Source organism: Microcoleus vaginatus PCC 9802 (assembly GCA_022701275.1).
Classification (GTDB): domain Bacteria; phylum Cyanobacteriota; class Cyanobacteriia; order Cyanobacteriales; family Microcoleaceae; genus Microcoleus; species Microcoleus vaginatus_A.
Map to the genome: position 1 here is coordinate 2,438,675 of CP031740.1, position 22,673 is coordinate 2,461,347.

Genomic DNA, 22,673 nt, shown 5'->3' on the forward strand with positions numbered 1-22,673 from the left:
ATTTTATCAAAGCGGCAGGGCGATCGCAAATTCCGTACCTTCTCCCAGCACCGATTCGCAAGTTAGTTTACCGCCGTGGGTTTCTTCTACAATTTGCCGACTGATAGACAACCCCAAGCCCGTACCTTTTCCTACTCCTTTGGTAGTAAATAAATGGTCAAATATTTTCGACTTGACCTCTGATGACATCCCTTGACCATTATCTTTAATTTTAATCACCACGCTGTTGTTATCCTCCCCGAGATGAGTGATAATGGCGATCGTATTCGGTAAAGCTTCTATTTCAGCGTAAGTGCAACCCTGATTGAATTCGTCAAAACACTCGATCGCATTTGCCAGCAAATTCATAAATACCTGATTCAGTTGCCCAAAATAACATTTAACGGGCGGGATATCTCCGTATTCTTTGATAATCTTAATCGCCGGGCGAGTATCTGTAGCTTTGAGGCGATACTGTAAAATCATCAAAGTGGTGTCGATGCCCTCATGAATATTTGCTAACACTTTATTCGCACTGTCAGCGCGGGAAAAAGTACGCAAAGACGTGCTAATATTGCGGATGCGCTCTGTACCTGATTTCATAGATAAAAGCATTTTCGGCAAATCTTCGATCAAATATTCTAAATCGATCTGCGATGCTTTATCCTGTAATTCATCTCCAGGATTAGGAAATTTTTCTTGGTAAAGTTGTAAGCAATCAATCAAATCTAAGCTCGCCTCAGCAGCAGCATCAAGATTGCCCGCAATAAAACCAAGCGGATTGTTAATTTCGTGAGCAACCCCTGCAATCAAGTTGCCGAGAGCCGACATTTTTTCGCTTTGAATGAGTTGCAGTTGCGCCTGTTGCAATTCATTGAAAGATTTTTCTAACTGTTGAGATTTTTCTTTCTCGCGCGCGTACAAACCAGCATTTTCTACAGCAATAGCAACTTGAGAAATTAACACTTTGAATACTTCTACTCTCTCTACTGTAAAAGCTCCTACCGTCAAAGCATTTTCTAGATAAATTATTCCGCGACGCTGAGATTGATAAAGAATCGGCAAACAGAGAATTGATTTGGGTTGATTTTTCCGAATATAAGCATCCACATTAAAAGGTTCGGCGACAGTCGCATTGTCTAAAACCAGATGCTTTTGACTGCTGTGTACGTAATTAATCACAGACAGGGGAACATCTTGACGATTTTCTACGGGAATAGAGGGTAAAAGTGTCACTTTATCCTCCGCAAAACTGCCAGTAGCTTCTATGCAGAGGATATCGTTTTTCAGCAGCAGCAACACTACTTTTTGAGCTGCGGCATTTTCTAAAATAATTTTGATTAATTTGGTTAACAATTTTTCGAGAACAATTTCACCGTTAATGGCTTGCGCCGACTTAATAAAAGTAGCTAAGTCTAAGAAATCGCCTAAACTACTACTGGTAGTATTTCCCGTGGTAGTGCTGGTGATATCGAGGGTTGGGGTTTCTGTTGTACGCGTTTGTGCTACTAAGAAAGGATATCTCAATTCCAAGTCTTTAACTTTGGCAATTGCTCCCCAGCGGATGTAAGCATAATAAGCTTTGGTAAGGTAGGCTGGATAAATTATGTGTTTTCCCAAAGATTGATAGAATTCTCCTGCTAATTCATAAGCTAATGCTTCCTCTGGGATGTAACCGTTTTTGGAGGCTCCCGAAATAGCGCGATCGTAATAATCCATTGCTCGCTCATTCTGCCCTAACACTCGCGCTTTCTCGGCTTCTACCAAATCATATTTGTGTTGGTGGTTGATGGGAGCGTGATCTCCCCATTTTTTCATCTTTTTTTGTAACTGTATCACTTTTTTAAGATATTGCTTTTGCTCACCTTTGCCAGCTTGGGGAAACAAAGCGAGGAGACTGAGAGAGTAGTAGAAGTTGCTGATGGAAACCACATAAAATCCCGCAGCGGCTTCTTCATATTTTTCAAATAACCTTGAATTATCCAAGGCTTGCACGTAGTTTTTGAACAAAAAATTAAGCTGAGCTTTGGCGCTATAAATCGAACAAAGTAAAAGAAAGTTTTTAGAGTCTCTAAAAGCGGGGAGCGTTTCAACTTCATTAAAACTCTCGCCGACTAAATGGCATGGTTCGACAGCTTTTCCGCATAAATTGAGACCTGTCTGCCTCCGTATACTTATATACGGTACAGCCATTTCTAATTTAAGTTGCTGCATTAATTTCACATACTTCCCAGTTTCCTGTTCAACCAATTCTAGAGGCTCTCCCATCCATAGTTTGTAACAACAATATTCTCCTATAGAATAACCAGCAAATTCTAAGTCTCCTGTTTCCAGGCCGGTTTGAAAACCTTCGATAAGATAGCCTAATATTGAGTAAAGGGGGGATTTCCAATGTTTAATAAAACCACTAAAGAGTGTATAAACTTTACTTTGGATCGAACGGGAGGGAAATTTGTCTAACAGCCTAATTGCCAGTTCGCCGAATTGGTATCCCGAATTGATATCCCCTAGCCTGCACAAAATAGCGCCATAATAAGCGTAGGCGATACTAGCATAAAGTGAGTTACCATATTTAACGCCCTGCTGGATCATCATAAATGTCAGCAGCGGTACCAGTTGCGGTTTTGCTTGAACAGCACTGCTGAGAATCCCTGATAAAATCCCCATGATAGCTTGTTTATTAGGATCGGTCATTTCTGGCAAATTAGCTAAATCCTCAACTCGTTTCGTTCCCAAACTTAGTTTGGTCTTAATCAGTCCCGCCACAATATTTAGCAAAGTGGGGTTGGGAGGAAAAGAAATACCTAATAATTTCAGTACTTCCATTCCTGTATTTAGTGCTTCTAACGGTCTATTTTGAGAATTGTAAGACTGGATTTGAAGTTTGTAAACCTTCACTTTTTCCAGTAGAGTTTTAGCTTGGGGTAGGATGATATAAACCAGTTTTGTTGAGTCTTCAAAGTTGATGTTTAAGTATTCAGCTTCCGCTGTTAACTCGTAGATAGAGAGCGTTAATTCATACTGACTCTGCCAGCTAACCTCTGGTAATAATCCCATACCAACTCGCAAATACCTAACAGCAGCTTCATAAGCAGCAGCCGCTTTTGCCTTGCGTCCAGCCGTTAAATTTAATTTTGCTAACTGCGTCTTTTCTGATTGCTGGCTAATCGTGTCAATTCCGACATTCAATTGATTGACGATATCAAAGATGTTTTCTTCTAGCTGGTCTGGTGGAGTATTGTTTAACAGTAATTGACCGATTTTTAAATGGGTAAATTGCTTTTTGTCTTCGGGAATTAGCGAATAGGCGGCTTGCTGAACGCGATCGTGCAAAAATTTATAACTAACCCGTGAAGTGTCTAACTTGAAATTAATTGATTCGGCTCGATTGAAAACTAAAGGAATGCGATAAGCATCGCTCAAGGGTAGAATTAACCCGGCTTGCAAAGCTGAATGAAGTTCAGTTGCTGTAGTATTAGGTGACTTTTCGCTAACAAGTGACAGCACATCTAGAGCAAATTTATCTCCCACGCAAGCTGCTAGCTTCAACACTTCTTGCGTGGGTGCGGGCAGCTTTTCAATGCGAGAAGCTACCAGTTCCACCACACTTTTATCGGTAATTCCAATGGCTTGGATTTCATCGATACTCCAATACCAGCCACTTTCACTTCCCTCATTTGTAATGTTATTAAATTCAAATTTCAGAAGATAGTCTTGATAAAGTGCTTGAAGTAATTGAGTCAAGAAAAAAGGATTGCCGCCCGTTTTATTCCAGATTAAATCGGCTAAATTTGTTACTTTTTCTGTGCAAGTGTTAAGTGTTTCAGTCACTAATTCCGTCACATTTGCTAAATCCAGCGGTTGCAACACGATATTGTTGACTATTGTACCAGTTTTTTCAATCTCTTCTACAGTCTGAATTAAGGGGTGGGTCGGACTAACTTCATTGTCTCGATAGGCACCAATTAGCAACAAATATTTTTGATCAGGGTCAGTTATCAGTATTTGCATCAACTTTAATGTTGCTGAATCTGCCCACTGCAAATCGTCTAAAAAGATAACTAGGGGGTGTTCTTTTTGGGCGAAAACGCGAATAAATTCTTTGAATACCCGATTGAATCGATTTTGGGATTCTACAGGGGCGAGTTCTGGGACTTCTGGCTGTTTGCCGATGATTAATTCAACTTTTGGAATTACGTCGGCAATTACTTGGCCGTCGGTTCCCACGGCTGTTAAAATTTTAGTGCGCCATATTTCTAAGGAAAGTGCACTTTCTGTTAGCAATTGCCGCAGCAAGGAGTTAAATGCTTGGATTAATGAGGCATAAGGAATGTTGCGTTTTAATTGGTCAAATTTGCCGCTGATAAAGTAACCTTTTGACCTAGTAATTGGTTTGCTAACTTCGTTGACTACGGCTGATTTACCGATGCCTGAGTAGCCTGATACTAGCATTAATTCGCTGCTTTTTGATGGGGGCGACTTTTGTTCTAAGGTGGCGGGTTTTTCTAACAAATTGTTGGCTAAACCCGCTCTTACACGTTCAAATGCGGCTAGCAATTCATTAACCTGATTTTCCCGACCGTACAATTTTTGGGGGATTAACAATTGGCTGAGAATATCTAAGCGTCCGGGGATGAAGTCGGCAATTTGTCCGGTGGTTTCTAACTGATGCAAAGAAATTTCTAAGTCGGCTAACAATCCCGCCGCACTTTGATATCTATCTTCGGCATTTTTTGCCATCAATTTCATCACTATCTCAGAGATGGCGACAGGTATTTCAGAATTGATTTTATGGGGATATATTGGTTGAACTGCAATGTGGCTATAAACTATTTCTAAGGGGTCGGTGCTGGAAAAAGGCAATTTTCCCGTCAGCATTTCATACAAGGTGATGCCGATAGAATAAAAGTCGGTGCGGTAGTCGAGGGTGCGGTTCATTCTCCCGGTTTGTTCGGGTGACATATAGGCTAATGTGCCTTCGACTGAGTTGGGATTGTTAAATTGCGGATTTTCTTTGTTGAGTTTTGTAGCAATGCCGAAGTCGGTGAGTTTTACTTGTTTAGTTTGCGAGTTAATTATGATGTTGCTGGGTTTGATGTCTTTGTGAATAATGTGCTGAAAATGCAGGTATTGTAAGGCTTTGACTATTTGGATGGCGATGTTTAAATTTGCTTGCAGGCTCAAGGTTTCTCTTTCCAGCAGTTTTGCGAGGGATTCGCCGCCAAAGTCTTCTAAAACCATTCCTAATCGGTGGTCAAATGTTTCGAGACTGATGGCTTTGACGATTTGTTCGCTGTCTAAATTTTGGCGGATTTGATATTCGTGTTTGAGCCTGGTAATGGCTTCGAGGGTGGGATATTCGGCTTTGAGGACTTTCAGAATTGCTGGGGGCGCATTTGTCGGTGTTTGTCCGCGATAGATTATTGTTTCTACGCCTTCGTGCAGAGTAGAATTTATTTGGTATTCTGATAAGGTTAACATCACTTAACTTATAAATTACAGGGTCTAATTATTATTAATAGATTAACACTACTTAATCTGGATTTTGTGTGATTCAGATCGTGTATTTTGCGATTTCCAATCACACGGAATATACAATAAGTGAAAATGTGGCCTTGCTCGTTGTGTCAACAAACATCTTATAGCAACCGTCAAGGCAGTTAGGACGAAAAGCGCAATACATCTTCGATCGCATCTCGTAAACAATTAAACCGATCAAGTTGTTTGCGGATGCGACTTTTTAACCAAGACCAGCACTGTTCAATGCAAGTTGAGGTCTGGGGAATAAGGGGGTAAGTACAGCAATTGACAGTTTGCATCCTGTATCAGTTGGAAGATGCGACCCCCTTTATGAAATGTGGCATTATCCATGACTAAAACCTGTCCAGGTTCGAGAGTTGGAAGTAAACAAGTTTCCAGCCACATTTCAAACACTGTTCGATTACAGGCTCCTTCAACTGTAAAAGGAGCTATCAGTTTTTGGTTGCACAGGGCAGCAATCATGTTGACCCGCCCCTGGCGCCGTCCTGATTTTAGGCTGTGAAAGCGTTCCCCTTTTTGATTCCAGCCATAATCATACTCGTCTCGATTATCCATGCCAGACTCATCAAGGTACACAATTTGAGATGGGGACAAAGTTGACAACTGCGCTATGAATGCTTGCCGTTTCTCCTCATCTCTTTCACGGTAGCCATAGGTCTTTTTTTTCGAGTAAAGCCAATTTTCTTTAATGCCCGTGAAATAGTGCGATCGCTAATCTCTCCTTCCCACAGTTTTGCCATCTCCACTTGGGTTTTATCCCCGTAAGTTTTAGCAAACTCTCGGAATTTTTCCCAGTCGGTAATTTTATGACCATTACCTTTTGGTTGATTGGGCAATGCTTCAAAGCCCCCTGTTTGGGCTTGTCGTTTCAGCCATAGACCGATCGTGTTGCGGCTAATATTGAACAGTTGACTGGCTTCGGTAATCTTCAAGCCATCGAGCTTTATAGCGAGTATAACCTTTTGGCGAAGGTCGTAACTGTAGGGCTTGGGCATGAGTTGTGCGATCGCGCTTGGCAATTGGGACTACTTACAGTTTATGCCCTAACCGCCTTGGCGGTTGCTATAAATATAATCTCGGTCTTGTGTGTGAGTCCGGAATGCTTTCGTTTTACCGTTTTTCAGGGGGGAGGAGTGCGATCGCACTCTGCCTCAAACAGCAGGAGATGGGAGCGATCGCACTCCGCCTAAAACAGGCAATTGAACGGGTTCTCAATCGCTGACTACCGTAACTTCACAGATAGTAGAAATAGATTCCGGTTCAGGCAAAATACGCACCCGGGCGAATTTTAAACCGCTAACTCCTTGTTGTGATTCTACCATGCCCGTCTGAACTTTTGGCTCTACCCAACCTTCGCGAGACAAGTAGCGCAAGTATTGCTGATACTCTTCCCATTCCTCCTCGGTGGAATAAACGACAGTCAACATCCCCGACTGGGTAATCCGCTCTTGTGCGTCTTTGTCAACGGCTTTTTCGATCCGCTTTTTGACGAGTTCGTAGCGGATGTCGCGAGTGCCTTTGACATCAAACATTTTTTCGGTATTTTCGTTGTGAAAAATGTCGATGGTGGTATTCTGCACTAAGACTAAATGTGCGAGTTCCATGTTAATTTGAGACTCGGCTTGCAGGCGAAAAACAGTGCGGCAGCAGTCGCAAATTGCTCGCAGTTGTTCATACCGCAAACTGTGTAGGTGAAACTGGCTAAATTTGGGGTCGATCGATTTTCCTACATAAATCATGTGATCGAGCCCGTCGGTGCATTCGATGTCGCAGTAGTGGGGAAGAATTTGCTGCATTTTTTCTTGCCAGCGGGCCCAAGTTTCTTGGAGTTTGGTGCCGATTAGGTTCAGCATTTGGTCGTAGCGGGTGCGATCGCTGTAAACACAGTTGTGTTCGTTGTCACAGGCTGCTTGGTAAGCTTCAACGGCTGCCTGAACCCTGGGGCTGCACTGCACAAAATAGTCAAAATATACTTCTAAATGCTCGTTTAAATATTCGGCTGCTCGCACCTCCATATCGACGGTTACTTTTTGTTTTAAACGCTTGATGTAGTCGAGCAAGTCGAGCCGCAGTTGCTCGCCGAGGTGGGTAGTTTGTGTTTCGCAAACGGCATCAACTATGACTAAACCTAAGCGGAATTGTTCGAGCAAATCAGTTTGAATGGCTCGGTTTCTTTCGTCGCTAGAACCACGAATGTCCGAAATGCCGTACAGCGGATGAACGTCAGCAAATACGATTGTTTCTGGGGGCAGTCCCCAACTTCGCCTTTCTGCTTCTTGGGCGAACCGCCACTCGACTGCGGGGTGGATGTTGTGAATGTGGGTAAACCGCTCGTGGATGGCTTGCCGCAGGGCTGCAATGAAAGCGGGAATGAGTTCTTGGGCGTGTTGAGCGTCAATGCCGTTGAAGTGGTTGGGCCGATCGCACAACAGCCCCACGACGCCCAAAACCCGCTGCCCGCAACCCTCACGGGTGACGGATTTGACTACCAGGGGCACCAGCAGCATCGATCGAGTCCCCATTTTCCGCAAAGTTCGATCGCACTCAGTTTCGCACTCCCTACGCAAGTCTGGCACGTTCCAAACTTGATTCGCTGCTGTGGCCTTCAAAAAGTGAGAAGCTTCTAGGGAGTACATTGAATAAATAATCGGCTGTAAATGTTGGCCGTCTTTTGCAACTAATAGCTGTACCTGTTCGCCGTCGAGGCGCAGCAGCAAAGTGCCGTCAGCATTGAAGAGTGATCGCAAACACCGATCGATTCTCTCAAATTTATCTGGCCGTAGCATCGAATCTCGATCGATCAATAACTGAGTCAGACGGCGAATTTGCTCCTGCACGGTGACATCAAAACCTTCTAACAGCAGCAAACCTTCTACGCGGTAATTATCCAACTGCAATCGAGCGGCTAAATTTTCCAGTTGATTCGGCTGCATCAGCCAAGCTTCCCGTTCCGTAACAGGCATTAATTTTAAAGGAATATCCGCAAATTCATTTATTTTTGAGTCAATTCGAGTAATTTTTAACTGTTCCGAACCGAGCCAAAATTCTATAAATCTTGGTTCTCGGTGTTTGGGGTTTTTTACACTCGCCGTGACAGGTTCGTCTAGCACCCGCAAACCGTCGATGTCAATTTGATAATATTGCTTAAATACCCAGTGCAAAAGGTGGCGGCGGTACAATTGTTCTGCTGTTTTGCCGTCCCCATCCTCGAACATTTGCAGCAGAGTGATGTCGGTTTCTGCATACAAACCGTTGGTAGATTGAGTTGCCAAGGACGTTTCCTCCCAACCGGCCAAGCGACAAAATGCCGCGTTAGCGTACCGTAGGGCAAAAGTTCCTGGTTGCATTACTGCGATTAAAACGCGGCGGTCACCGAGAAATTGAAACAATCGCTGTAAATCTTGTTTCCACGTTTTCAAGGGTTCAATTTCAGCAGATTGAGTGGGTACTTGGCCCGCCAAAGCTTCCAGTAGCTGTTCTATACTTGGTTCGCTGGGCAGGTTGTTACTGTCTTGCTGTGTTGCGACGATATCTGTCGCTGGCGATTTTACCGAGTTGTTGTTGTTTTGAGGGGAAGACGATTTAGGAGTAGACATGAGTAAAACACCTGAAAGCAGTGGATTTTGCCAAAAATGTCAGCGATCGGCGATTATGGCTTTGTAAAGAGCTTAGATCCTGTTGGTAAAGTTTGTGTATTGGTATCGGAAACTGGGTTTTTTCTCGGACGATGGGCCCAGGGACTTTTACTTTTATTCACAAACAACCTCTCAGTCTCGACGTTATAGGTGATATTAACCGGTTTACAGCCTGGGGGGTAACACCCATTATAAGCGGTAGACAGTAGCGGATAGTGTCAGCAACTAATGCTATTTGACTCTGAGGCGAGAGATATAGCAGCTTTGGGTTGAATGAGGCACAGCCCTGGTAATTGGTATTTACCAATTGGTAATTACCAATTGGTAAACAGGTTGCTGGTCACTCAATTAGCCAAAAAACTTGCGACCAAAGTTCCAATATTACTTGCTATTTGGCAACGCAAGAATTAACATATATAATACAGCTAACAGGATTTTTGAAAGGACATAGTTATGGCTTTAACGGTTAACAATCTCATCGGCGATGTGACGGGATTTCCTGTATTTGCTGGGGGTGGGCCACGTCTTTTGGGATTCGCTACACCCGATGAGATTAACGTAGGGAATGGAAATTTGTCGTCTTTTCCCTGGGGAGTTTGGGGACTCGACGGCAACGATACTATAGGAGGTTCGTCGGATTCCAACGAACGGCTGCTAGGAAATAATGGCAGTGATATTATCGGCGGTGGTGGCGGAAATGACATAATTTACGGCGGGAAAGATGACGATCGCCTGGATGGAAATGATGGCAACGACGTAGTTAGGGGCGACGCCGGAAATGACCTTATCTTCGGAGGGTTCGGGAACGATCTCCTGCGAGGAGGGCAAGGAGACGACGATTTAGAGGGCAATGAGGGCAACGATTTCTTAGCAGGCGATCGGGGAGTTGACGTGCTGACGGGAGGTCTCGGTGCTGACATATTTGTGCTCAGAAGCAACGATGAAGCATTTGGTATAAATGGAGCAGATGTCATTACCGATTTTAACTTTGACGAGGGCGATCGCATTGGTTTGACGGACGGTTTAACAGAACTAGACCTTTTCTTTGAAGACGACAATTTGATTGCTTACGATAACGACGGAATTATCAACGACATGGTAATTGAAAACATAATTAACGGGCAGATTGTGGGGATAGTTTTAAACACGAACAACTTTGAACTTACGGGTGCATTTGAACAAGCGAGTCCGTTTGCATTGGCAGTTAACGGTTCTCAATTCCAGTTTTTAGCTTAGTTATGTGTAGGGAATTAGACAGGCTATAGAGCGAGTTCCGGGTAGGGGACACGGCAGTGCCGTGTCCCTACAGATAGCGGGCAATCTATCTATACGCAAGCGTACTTGACCGAATTGATATTAAAACATTTATCCCTTTAGAGATTTTTTAGGCTCATCATTCCTCAAAGCCGTCGAATCCTTGAGAAGGAGGTCATTAATTGAAAAAGTCGAAAAGGGCGATCGCACCATCTTCACAGTCCAACCAGCGATCGCAGAATACATAAAAACTCACATCTTATAGCAGTTTTAGGAACAGACAAGATGCCTGTTCCACAATAGATGAGTTTTAGGGCAACAGTTTTAGGAACAGACAAGATGCCTGTTCCACAATAGATGAATTTTGTGGCAGCAGTTTTAATAACAGGCAAGATGTTTGTTCCACAATATATGAATTTTCTTGTGGGGTGGGCTTCTAGCCCGCCCTGAAAGGATTATTCAAAAATTAGCAAAACATTAATCCAAACATCCGCATTTAGCCTTAAAATTAAAAAGACTGACTAGCCAACAATGCCCTATGTTTGAAGCCCTTGCCGATCGACTCGAATCCACCTGGAAAAAACTGCGCGGACAAAATAAAATCTCCGAGTCCAACATCCAAGACGCGCTCAAAGAAGTCCGCCGCGCCCTCCTGGAAGCCGATGTCAACCTCCAAGTCGTCAAAAACTTCATCGGAGAGGTAGCGGCAAAAGCACAAGGCGCAGAAGTCGTTTCAGGCGTCCGTCCCGACCAACAATTCATTAAAATCGTCCACGACGAACTCGTGCGCGTCATGGGGGAAACCAATGTACCCCTCGCCACCGCAGACTCCGGGCCCACAGTTATCCTGATGGCTGGTTTGCAAGGAACCGGGAAAACCACAGCTACCGCCAAACTAGCGCTGCACCTCCGCAAGCAAAATCGTACCGCACTGCTAGTCGCAACCGACATTTATCGACCAGCCGCGATCGACCAATTGCTGACCCTCGGCAAACAAATCGACGTACCAGTATTTGAATTAGGCAAAGATATTGACCCCGTAGAAATTGCCCGCCAAGGCATCGAACACGGCAAACAAATCGGCATTGATACCATCATCGTCGATACAGCAGGCCGCCTGCAAATCGACCAAGACATGATGGCAGAATTGGGCCGCATCAAACAAACAGTACAACCCCACGAAACGCTGTTAGTTGTTGATGCCATGACTGGCCAAGAAGCAGCAAATTTAACCCGCACCTTTCACGAACAAATCGGCATTACCGGCGCAATCTTAACCAAATTAGACGGCGACAGCCGCGGCGGTGCAGCCTTATCCGTGCGACAAATATCCGGCGCGCCGATTAAATTTGTCGGCGTCGGCGAAAAAGTGGAAGCCTTGCAACCATTTTATCCCGATCGCATGGCATCCAGAATACTTGGCATGGGCGATGTCTTGACGCTAGTAGAAAAAGCGCAAGAAGAATTCGACATCGCCGATGCCGAGAAAATGCAAGAGAAAATGCTGACGGCAAAGTTTGACTTTACCGACTTTCTCAAACAAACCAGACTGCTAAAAAATATGGGTTCCCTCGGTGGCATCATGAAAATGATTCCGGGGATGAACAAACTCTCAGATGAACAAATGCGGCAGGGAGAAGTGCAGCTAAAACGCACCGAAGCCATGATTAATTCGATGACAGTTGAAGAACGCCGCAATCCCGAACTTTTAGCAAGTTCTCCATCCCGCCGCCGCCGCATCGGCAAAGGCGCAGGCTACGCTGAAAACGACGTAACTAAGCTGGTGAGCGATTTCCAGAAAATGCGTACCATGATGCAGCAAATGAGTCAAGGCAACTTCGCCGGCATGGGAGGATTGCCCGGAATGCCCGGAATGCCCGGAATGGGCGGCCCCGGAATGCAGCCCGGTTCCCGCGGCTATATGGGTGCCCAGCAGAAGAAGAAAAAGAAAAAAGATAAGCCTAAAAAAGGTTTCGGACAGTTGTAGAAAGCGTCAAACATATTGCACCATTGTCAAAAATTTCTAGGGGCGGGTTCACGGATCATAATTGCGTAAAACACACAATCTCGTAAACCCGCCCCACCCCGTGCGAGAGTCCTTTAACTTTTTTTTGTTGCCGAGTTCAATCTAAAAAAAACTGGAATTGAAGATGGTACAAATATTTACTGAACCAGAAACCATCTCTATAGAATTGCCAAACGCGATCGGCCTTTTTGTCACCCCAGAACAATTCGAGGCCCTAGCATTGGCAAATCCCGACTTGAGATTAGAAAGAAGTGCACAAGGAGAATTAATAGTGAATCCACCCACCGGAGGAGAATCAGGCAGTCGCAATCTCAGTATCAGCGGGCAAGTTGATCGCTGGTGCGAAGCACACGAAGATTTAGGAGAAGGCTTTGACTCTTCTACCGGATTCATCCTCCCCAACGGTGCTCGCCGTTCTCCCGACGCTTCCTGGGTGAGTCGAGCTCGCTGGGAAGCACTAACTGCAAAAGAACGTAAAGGCTTCGTTCCCCTGTGTCCCGACTTTGTAGTAGAATTGCGCTCGGCATCTGACAGTCTCTCCACCCTCCAAACAAAGATGCGAGAATATATTGACAATGGTGCGAGATTGGGCTGGTTAATTGACCCGCAAAACCAACGGGTAGAGATTTACAGACAACAGACAGAAGTAGAAATATTAATTAATCCAACCGAGTTGTCGGGAGAGGATGTATTGCCAGGATTTGTGTTGAATTTAAGGCGAGTGTGGCGTTAGAGAGCTTTTGATACAAAATCCGCACAATCCCACATTCCGCACCCCCCAACGGGTAGCATACACTGCAAGAGTGCGACTCGAAGTCGATCGTCCGAGACAATAGTGAATCAAAATATCGGAAATTCTGTGTTACGAAGCATAAACCCGTTAGGAATTCCTAAAAATTAACCTTCGGGCATGAGGTAAATTTTATTAATTCATAAAATATCAAAAATCCCAGCCAAACTAACTCTTAATTCCCAGCAGAATTGAGTTCGCATTATGAGAGTAGGGTTTGGGGCTTTTCCCACCAAAGATTCATAAAATTTATTGCGGCCAAACTAGATGGCAGGTCAGCTTACTACCCCTACTTTTAGGCCTAATAGTTCGGTTGCCTTTTCGCTGTCTACAGGCTCAGAAAATAAATATCCTTGCCCCAACTCACACCCCAACTCTCGCAGTTTCTGTAGCTGTGTGGGCGTTTCTATGCCTTCGGCCACGATATCCATACCTCGGCTGCGAGCCAGCGTCACAATTGTCTGGATAATTTCTACGCCACTGTTGTCTGTCCCAATGCGGCTGACAAAAGAGCGGTCAATCTTTAAGGTATCAATGGGAAACTCGTGTAAGCGGCTTAAAGAAGAGTAACCGGTGCCAAAGTCGTCGATACACAACTGAATGCCTAGAGCTTTTAGCTGCTTCAACATCTTTTCTTCCCTGGATACTGTTTCTAAAATACAACTTTCAGTAATCTCTAGTTTTAGACAGTAACTGGGAATGCCAGTCTGCTGCAAAATGTCCTCAATTCGATTGAGTAGGTTTACTTGCTTAAGCTGCACGCCGGAAAGATTGACATTAATCGCCAAGGGAGGTGTTTGGGGAAACTGTTGCTGCCAAATACTGATCTGGTGACAAGCTTCCTGCAAAACCCACCACCCTAGTTCATTGATCAAACCAGTTTCTTCAGCCACAGGGATAAACTCGGCAGGCGGGTAGATTATGCCAGATGGGTGATGCCAGCGCACCAAAGCTTCAAAGCCACTCAGTTGCCCGGTAGAAAGGGAGACAATTGGCTGGTAGTGAAGGCAAAATTCTTGTAGCGCCATTGCCCTTCTCAAGTCGTTCTCCAACTGCAACCGCGTCATCGCAACAGTTTGCATCGCTGGATCGAAAACTTCGTAACGCCCTCTGCCTTGAGCTTTAGCATAATACATTGCGATATCCGCATCTCTGAGCACGTCTTCGGGGCGATCGTAACCCATTGTGCTAAAGATAATGCCAATGCTGATCTCGGTAAATACTTCATAATCATGCAAATTAAACGGCTGCCTTAATTGATGTTGGATGCGTTCAGCCACCCTGTTTGGTTCATCAATATCTTTAATATCTTCCAGCAAGAGCACAAATTCATCTCCTCCAAACCGCGCAACTGCATCTGTATGGCGTAAACAAAGTTGCAGTTTACGAGCAACGCTTTTTAGTAATTCATCCCCAACCAAATGCCCGAGGCTATCATTCACTACTTTAAAGCGATCTAGGTCAATAAATAGCACCGCATATAGATAATCTTCACGTCTGTACGACAAGTCGATCGCCTGTTGCAGCCGATTCATAAACCAAGCGCGGTTAGGCAACTCCGTTAGAGCGTCGTGAAACGCATCATGTCCTAATTTTTTTTCTCTTTCCAACAACTGAACTTGAGCGTGTTGAAGCTCGTTGTACGCTTGTCTAAGTTCAGCCGTTTGAGAAGCCACCCGTTCCTCTAACTCAGAAGTGAGTTTCTGCAAGGCCGCTTCCGCCTCTTTTCGCGCTTCAATTTCCTGTTTGAGAAGCACATTTTGCTCTTCCAGCGTCTTGGTCAAATTTCGCAGTCTCAGGTGTAGTTGCACACGGGCTAGGACTTCCTCTTGCTGAAAGGGTTTGGTGATATAATCTACTGCACCCATTGACAGACCTTTAACCTTATCCACGCGATCGGTAAGAGCTGTCATAAAAATCACAGGGATATCTTTCGTTGCCACCGATGCTTTTAAGCGGTAGCAGGTTTCAAACCCATCTATCCCCGGCATCATCACATCTAACAATATGATATTTGGCGAAACTTCTTGTAACTTCTCAATAGCACTTTCCCCATCCTTAGCTACTAAAACCTTGAAGCCTGACTCCTTCAAAAAATCGAACAGAAGTTTGAGGTTATTCGGGTTATCGTCAACAATTAAAATTACATTGTCTTTTTGGTTGAGCATTTTATTTTCCCAAATGTTTTTTTACAAAAGCTAGTAGTTCTTTTTCTTCAAAATTTTTCGCAAATTGCAAGATTTTATTAGCAAAGGGTAGATAGTTGCCGTCTATCTGCTTTAGTCTATCTGCTTCCTGCTCAACCACTTCAATATCGCCGATCCGAGCCGCATTAAACAGCGCTACCAGCTCTGTTGATGGTGGTATCACAAGCTCACCACTCTGAACGTTTAATAAATCAGTGAAACCTTCCGGCTGTGCGTTCGCCAAATCCGCAGGTTGGTCGTAAATCCATTCTATTTGTAAGTATTTTTTTAACACTTCTAGCAATTCTTCTACTTGCAGAGGCTTTGACAGGAACTCGTTACAACCTGCTTCTTGGCTATTTTGCCGATCAAATTCAAACACGCTGGCGCTGGATGCTATCAATATTACATCCTTAAACTCTGATGACTTTCGGAAGCACCGCGACATTTCAAATCCATCCATTACTGGCATCACTAAGTCTGTGATAATCAGATCGGGTTGAAAATCAATGGCTTTATTTAAACCCTCTTGTCCATTACAAGCTTCCATGATTTTAAAACCTAGTGGTTCTAAAAACTTTCTAATAAAACCTCGATTTTCTAATCCATCATCTACTAACAGAATTTTATTTTTATTTCCTTTAAAACCCTTTAAATTAATTGAAGTATTTAGCGAAGGTTTATCAATAAATTCCGAGGATTCAGTCAACTCTAAATCAAAGCAAAAAATGCTGCCTTGACCGAGTATACTTTCGACTTTTATTTCGCCTCCCATCATTTGAACAATTTTCTGTGCGATCGCTAATCCTAATCCAGTGCCTTCTGCCTTCTGCTGGCTATTTCCTACTTGTTCAAACGGTAAAAATATTTTTTCTAACTGTTCTGGTGCCATTCCAACCCCAGTATCTTGGATATGGAAACGAATTTTAGTAATAGGTGAGTGGTTGGAGTCTTCCCCCTCACCTATTACGCCTACCTTAAAAATAACACCTCCTTTTTCTGTAAATTTAATAGCATTGCCCAAAAGGTTAATCAAAACTTGGCGCAGTCGTTTTTCATCAGCATTGACTGCCTTAGGAAGTTGATTTAATACTTGATAATTAAATGTAATTTCTTTTTGTTCGGCTCGGATGCGGCACATTTCCACAACGCCCATCAGAAAAGAAGAAAAATTAAAAACTGAACTATAAAGCTCCATTTTACTTGCTTCAATTTTAGAAATATCTAAAATATCGTTAATCAGAGTGAGTAAGTGGGAACCACACTGGTGAATAATTTGGATAGTATCTTTTTGTTTAGGAGTTGTACTTTTATCGCGTTCCATAATTTGAGCGTATCCTAGAATCCCGTTCAGGGGGGTGCGGAGTTCATGGCTCATGTTGGCGAGGAATTCGCTCTTGGCATGGTTAGCAGTATCAGCGGCAATTTTTGCCTCTTTTAGCTCACTTGTTCGTTCTTCTACTCGATTTTCTAGCTCTGAGTTGGTCTTTTCTAAAGCAGCAAAAGACTCGCGCAATTGCTGTGCCATTTGGTTAAAAGATTGAGCGAGAACTCCCAGTTCATTTATCGCATTTACGTCTACTTTTTGGTTTAATTGACCGCTAGCGATCGCTCTACTCGCTTTACTCAAAAGAAAAATAGGATAGGTAATCCAGCGGGAGGCGAGGATTCCTAACAACGTCGCTAGCACTAACGCTAAAACGCAGAGTAGGATAGTGCTGCGGGTATTGGCATTGATTTGCTCCATAAAGTCGGCCTCTGGAACGACTACAACAATCAGCCAATCAAGACCTCTACCATCTTGGAAGGGGGATACTTGCACGAATTCTCGCTGACCATTTAGCATGAATTCGAGTTGCGAGTTGCTATCTATTTCCGTGAAGTTACCAAAGCGTTCTATTAAATGCTGCGCTGTTCCCTGTATCAAAGGCACTCTGCTTTCAATCGCTTTTAATCTTTGCGTTTCTTTGCGATTTTTTTTATTTATAAATGGCTTCTCGGGGGTGGAAGAAGCCACTAGAAAGCCAGAGCGTTCTATGATGAAAGTCTTTCCGGATTTACCAATTTTTAAAGTTTGGAGAAAGTCGCCGATTTTTGAGAGAAACAGATCGGTACTTACAACTCCTCGAAAAGTGCCATTTTTATCGTAAACAGGTTGGCTAGCGGAGATTCCTAGGCTAGGTTGAATATAATATTGATAAATTTTATTCCATTGGGGTTTGCCTGCAACTTTTGCGGCTTTATACCAGGGTCGGATGCGGGGATCGTAGTCTGGGTGGGTTTCCTTAAACTGAGTCGGGTTGCCCTCTCTATCTACGCGGACGATCGTATTGATAAAATTAGTAGATCGATCGGTTATTTCAATAACCACACTGCCATCATCCTTATATCCAGCACCCGCGTATTCTTTTTTTTCCCCTCCAAAACTGATGTAACTAACAGTGGAAAATTGATTGAGCTGCCAGAAGAAGTAGCTTCTCATAGAACTCATATTGTCTGGATTCCATAATCCAAAGCGGCGAATGGCATCGACGCTGATGGCATTGACCAAATGGGGGGTTTCCAAGTAAGTGTTTAGTTGTTGATTGATGCGGGCGAGTACCTCGGTTCGTAATTGGCTAGTAACGTTGTTGACGGCCGTTTTGCCGTTGCGTAGCGAGAGCCAACCTGTCAGTCCCACAGCGACAAAGATTTGCAGCACGAATGGTACGACTAAGACGAGGCGCAGCGGGATTTTTTGAGGGCTTTTTGCAAGTTCATGCTCACTTGCGATTAGTGTCATGGCGGAGTTATTTTAGTATTTGGATTGTATCAATAACAACAGTCGCTTACCCTTGGTCATTTAAAGCGATCTCTAGGGAAATTCTTGATTCCCTCTATATTAAGTACACTTCCATTTACTTGTAGGTCAAGACCTCAATATGAAGTTATCTAAGCATACAATTATATTCAGGACTTAGGCACTATACGGTCTGAAACCCAGAGCCATCCTGACCCCCAGAGCCACCCTTAAAAAGGCGGGAACCACTCCCGGGAGAAACCGCTTCAAAAAGGGGGAACCGCTCCCGGGAGCCACTTGAAAGCCCCTTGGTCAAGGCATTGGGGGGATCTGGTAAGTCCTCATACTGTTGAGTGCATAGTGCCTAAATCAACCCTAAACTCAAGTTTGCCATTAGTTCAGGTTGAATCAGATGCGAAGCTTAAAAAGATTTGGCTGCAGGGGCGATCGCCGCAAACGTAGGGGGCTGAGCGAGATAGCGTTGAAATCCGCTGTTTGGCAGTTTCGTTTTTTCTTCCAGGCATACGTCTAATCTCTCACATCCCATCTCAAAACGAAAGCCACACGCCCGGAGGCGAGAGATGCAGTTCAACAGCCTTAAACTCTCTCCAACTTAATCCGTCAATTAAGATAGGTTCATCAAGCCTTTCTAAAATTGTTTGTAAATTTGTTGTTATCCCAACCCCTGCTTACTCAATCTAATCTTAATTAGATTTGCGTTTATGGGTGTTCATCTGCCCGCATCTGCGATCGCAATTATTGCTGTCCCAAAGTTCCCTTGTACTCGTCGGGTACAAATTCCGTAACCACTTGGCCGCCACCACCGTCGCCTTTGACAATCACAGTTTGATTTTTCAACTCTCCCGCCGCCCTCGGCCCAGTCAAATTAAACACCGGATTTAGTTGCTTGTAAACAACATTTCCTTCGGCGTCGAAAGTCTGGTTAGTTAAATACCACGTTACGCGATCGGTATTTAATTGAGCTTGACGTTTTTCCCCAATCCCTACCACATTTCCCGTCAAATAAAAAACTTTTTTCTCTAAATCTCCGCGCCCCGTATCCCCAGTCATCGTCACCTTTTCCACGCGGTGAAAAACCTTCACAGGCCCGGGCGATATCACATATTGCGCCGGAAAATTCCAACTCATCAAACTGCTTTCTATTTGTAGCGGCGGGTCTGATGGCATCAACTGAGCGTTTTGCGTTAGCGTCGCTATCTTAGTTTTTAAGTCTACATCTACTTTGTCGGCAAAACCGCTATCTGTTACTATTTTATTTTTGTATCTGTCAATTTGAGTCGGTTGGTCGCTGTTTACCTTTTGTTGATCCACAAACCACACTAAGTGCTCGGTTCGCAATTGCAAAACCGGTTCTTTAACATTCGCCACCACAGAGCCGAATAACTCCATCCTCTTAGCCCTACTGAAAACCCGCGCTTCCTTCGCTGAAGCAGTGACCTGTTTGTTCTCTCCGGTCAAATTGTTGCGAACAACTAAAACATCTTCCTTCGGTCGCCACTCCAACTCATTTCCGCGCAAGACCACTCCATTTTTTAGGTCTGTAGCGACTATCTTACCTTTGAGAAAAACCTGATTTCCTTCCTGAAATACCTGCCCGGTTTCTCCCTGAATATCGTAAATTTCTTTGCCGTCCTGAAACAATTTGCCTACTGGTTTCTGAACGTTAACTATCTTTTTGTCTTTGCTGTAAACGGCATTTTCCGAGTTTACTTTCCAGAACGTCTCGCCCTTTTCGTTTGCTTGTTCTAGAGTTACTTTGTTCAAAGTTAAAGTGCTGTTTGACTGTTGAGCAGTTTTGAGATCCTCAGCTAATTTGTTTTTTTGAGGCTCTTGCGGAGCCGCACAAGCACCAATCCCCAAAATCAATGCTGCTAAAAATACCAGCATCAATTTTGGGGATTTGAAATTGGGAATTAGGGATTTGAGATTAATCATTGGGAATGGGGAATTGGTAATCGGTAATTGGGAAGGGGGAATTGGTAATTGGTAATTGATAATTGGGTCTTGAAAAACACTTAATCAAAAATTAAAAATGTGTCATGCTTTGTCTAAATTTTTAACTTCTAATTCTTAATGATTCAACCCATCAACCATCACCTATTAACCGTTACCAATTACCAATTACCAAATCCCTATCTGTCGTCGTGTTCCTCCATCAAGCTCAGACCCGACAAAGGGCGGTAAGCATAATTAGGGCGCGATGTTTTTTGGATGTCGTCCTTAATCATTTCCAAATCGATATAGCGATCGGCTACATTAATCAAACTGTCGCTCGTCATCGATCGCAAACTTACCACCTCCACCCGCACACCGCGATAGCTCACAGCATCTACAGCATAAGCCAAATCGCCGTCACCGCTCACCAGTACCGCCGTGTCGTAAGACCCCACTAGAGCCATCATATCCACAGCGATTTCTACATCCAAATTCGCCTTCTTAGAACCATCTGGCAACTGTACCAAATCCTTAGAAATCACCCGGTAGCCGTTGCGGCGCATCCACAGCAAAAACCCCTGCTGTTTCTCGTTAGTGCGATCGACACCTGTGTAGAAAAAAGAGCGCAGCAGCCGCGAACCCGCAGTTAAACGGCACAGCAGCTTAGTGTAATCAATCTCAATTCCTAACTGCAAAGCCGCGTAAAAAAGGTTAGAACCGTCAATAAAAATTGCTACTCGACCGCGATTTTCTAGAACCTGTTCCGGCGTAAAAAGATCGTTGCTTTCTATTCTATTCAACATGATTGTTATGCCTCAATTTTTATGAAAGATTGGTAAGGAAATAACTGCTAATTCGTAGTCTGTCATAACACCCAGAGCGCTGGCTGCCAAATATGAAGGTACTGTTTACAGCAGTTCGAGCCGCTTAAAAACAGGTTGGGGTTCCCCCAGAGTTTGGTTTGCCGGCAAAGCGCCCCAGGCAGCATGAGCTGCAAAATTCGCTAAACTGTTAACTGTAACTCGATCGTTAAAGTCAATTGAAAAACCTAGCTGTTGATAGATAGCGTTGCTGATATTGGGAATAATCGGCGATAAAAGGTAAGATGCTAGTCTAACAGATTCCAGAACAGAATATAGCACTTGTTCGACACTTTCGATCTGTCCCTGCTTGTACAAACTCCAAGGTGCTTGCACGTCAATAAACTTGTTACCGGCTCGAACTAATGCAAGCACGGCTTCGGAAGCCTTGCTAAAAGCCAACTCTTCGTAAAAACCCGCTACTTGAGTGCCCAAATCCAGGCTCATAGCCTTGAGAAGGTTGTCTCCGTCAATGTTTTCTCCCAACACATTTGGTACGCTGCCACCGCAATATTTTCGAGCCATGTTTAAAGTGCGGTTAAGCAAATTTCCCAAATCGTTTGCTAGCTCAGCATTCAATATATTGATAAACCGAGTTTCGTTAAAATCGCCGTCCTCTCCGAACTCAATTTCTTTGAGGAAATAGTAACGTACTGCATCAGCGCCGTATTTGTTGACCAATTCGACAGGGTTTAAAGTATTACCCTCCGTTTTCCCCATTTTTTTGCCGTCTTTGGTCAAAAACCCGTGTGCGAAGACACGACCCGGCACCGGCAGATTCGCTGACATCAGCATTGCCGGCCAGTAAACTGCGTGGAAGCGAAGAATATCTTTGCCAATCAAGTGCAAGTCAACCGGCCACCATTTAGATAAAGCATTCTCCAACATCGGGTCGCTGTCCGGATCTAGCAATGCGGTGACGTATCCCAGCAAAGCGTCAAACCAGACGTAGATGCTGTGACTGGGGTCAACTGGCATTGGCAGACCCCATTCGAGATTCACTCTAGAAATCGAAAAGTCTTGCAGTCCAGAGTTGACGAAACTAAGCACTTCGTTGCGTCGGCTTTCCGGGGCGATGAAGTCGGGACGTTCTGCGTACAATGCCAGCAGTTGGTCTTGATACCGCGACAGGCGGAAAAAGTAATTTTCCTCGTCGCGCCACTCAACTTCCTTGCTGGTGTGGACGGAGCACCGATTTCCCGGCAACAATTCCCGTTCATCCTTAAATTCTTCACAGGAGACGCAGTACCAGCCTTGTTGCTGGTTCAAGTAGATGTCGCCGGAGTTCCAGACGCGCTGGAAAAATTCTTTGACAATGTACTCGTGGCGCCGCGAAGTTGTGCGGATGAAGCGATCGTACTGGATGTCGAGTTGCTCCCACAGCGCCTCAAACGCCGGAACCACTGAATCGCAGTGAGCTTGGGGCGATCGTCCCAAACTCTCGGCTGTCCGCTGAATTTTCTGCCCGTGTTCGTCCGTCCCCGTAACCAGCAAAACAGATTTGCCCCGCAGCCGCTCAAATCGGGCTAGGGCATCTGCAGCCATAGTCGTGTAAGCACTGCCAACGTGAGGTAAATCGTTTACATAATACAGAGGCGTTGTTATCGCAAAGGTATTTTTAGTTTTATCAGTCGATTTCATTGAATGCTAAAAGAAAATTCCCTAAA

10 protein-coding genes and 3 pseudogenes are annotated in these 22,673 nt (G+C 44.3%); 4 read left to right on the plus strand and 9 right to left on the minus strand.

Going from position 1 to position 22,673, the window contains the following annotated elements:
• Positions 1-6: 6 nt before the first annotated feature.
• The 3 genes and pseudogenes from D0A34_10030 to D0A34_10040 form a co-directional block, all read right to left on the minus strand.
• Positions 7-5,460, minus strand: coding sequence for a GAF domain-containing protein (locus D0A34_10030; protein UNU19162.1), 5,454 nt, complete (start codon positions 5,458-5,460; stop codon positions 7-9).
• A gap of 179 nt (positions 5,461-5,639) precedes the next feature.
• Positions 5,640-6,515, minus strand: a pseudogene (locus D0A34_10035) (IS630 family transposase).
• 216 nt (positions 6,516-6,731) lie between these two features.
• A complete protein-coding gene (locus tag D0A34_10040) occupies positions 6,732-9,116 on the minus strand; it encodes a GAF domain-containing protein (GenBank protein UNU19163.1) in 2,385 nt (794 codons plus the stop codon).
• 492 nt (positions 9,117-9,608) lie between these two features.
• Between D0A34_10040 and D0A34_10045 the strand changes: the two genes are divergently transcribed.
• The 4 genes and pseudogenes from D0A34_10045 (at position 9,609) to D0A34_10060 (ending at position 13,168) form a co-directional block, all read left to right on the plus strand.
• A complete protein-coding gene (locus tag D0A34_10045) occupies positions 9,609-10,391 on the plus strand; it encodes a calcium-binding protein (GenBank protein UNU19164.1) in 783 nt (260 codons plus the stop codon).
• A gap of 293 nt (positions 10,392-10,684) precedes the next feature.
• Positions 10,685-10,819: pseudogene (locus tag D0A34_10050) on the plus strand (transposase).
• 128 nt (positions 10,820-10,947) lie between these two features.
• Complete coding sequence (locus D0A34_10055) at positions 10,948-12,396, plus strand: signal recognition particle protein (GenBank protein UNU19165.1); 1,449 nt, start codon at positions 10,948-10,950, stop codon at positions 12,394-12,396.
• A 163-nt stretch (positions 12,397-12,559) separates the two neighbouring features.
• Positions 12,560-13,168 (plus strand): Uma2 family endonuclease, encoded by a 609-nt coding sequence (locus tag D0A34_10060; protein UNU19166.1) that lies wholly within the window; start codon positions 12,560-12,562, stop codon positions 13,166-13,168.
• Positions 13,169-13,500: 332 nt separating this feature from the next.
• Here D0A34_10060 and D0A34_10065 read toward each other — a convergent pair whose 3' ends face one another.
• The 6 genes and pseudogenes from D0A34_10065 to D0A34_10090 all read right to left on the minus strand — a co-directional run bounded on the left by D0A34_10065 (position 13,501) and on the right by D0A34_10090 (position 22,647).
• On the minus strand, positions 13,501-15,393 hold the full coding sequence (locus D0A34_10065; GenBank protein ID UNU19167.1) for an EAL domain-containing protein: 1,893 nt from the start codon (positions 15,391-15,393) through the stop codon (positions 13,501-13,503).
• Between the two features lies 1 nt (position 15,394).
• Positions 15,395-18,193, minus strand: coding sequence for a hybrid sensor histidine kinase/response regulator (locus D0A34_10070; protein UNU19168.1), 2,799 nt, complete (start codon positions 18,191-18,193; stop codon positions 15,395-15,397).
• Positions 18,194-18,666: 473 nt separating this feature from the next.
• Positions 18,667-18,867: pseudogene (locus D0A34_10075) on the minus strand (Uma2 family endonuclease).
• Between the two features lie 79 nt (positions 18,868-18,946).
• Positions 18,947-20,146, minus strand: coding sequence for an LPS export ABC transporter periplasmic protein LptC (gene lptC / locus D0A34_10080; GenBank protein UNU19169.1), 1,200 nt, complete (start codon positions 20,144-20,146; stop codon positions 18,947-18,949).
• 197 nt (positions 20,147-20,343) lie between these two features.
• Positions 20,344-20,949, minus strand: a complete 606-nt coding sequence (locus D0A34_10085) for an NYN domain-containing protein (protein ID UNU19170.1) — start codon at positions 20,947-20,949, stop codon at positions 20,344-20,346.
• A gap of 105 nt (positions 20,950-21,054) precedes the next feature.
• Positions 21,055-22,647: a methionine--tRNA ligase gene (locus D0A34_10090; protein ID UNU19171.1), complete on the minus strand. Its 1,593-nt coding sequence runs from the start codon at positions 22,645-22,647 to the stop codon at positions 21,055-21,057.
• Positions 22,648-22,673: the final 26 nt, after the last annotated feature.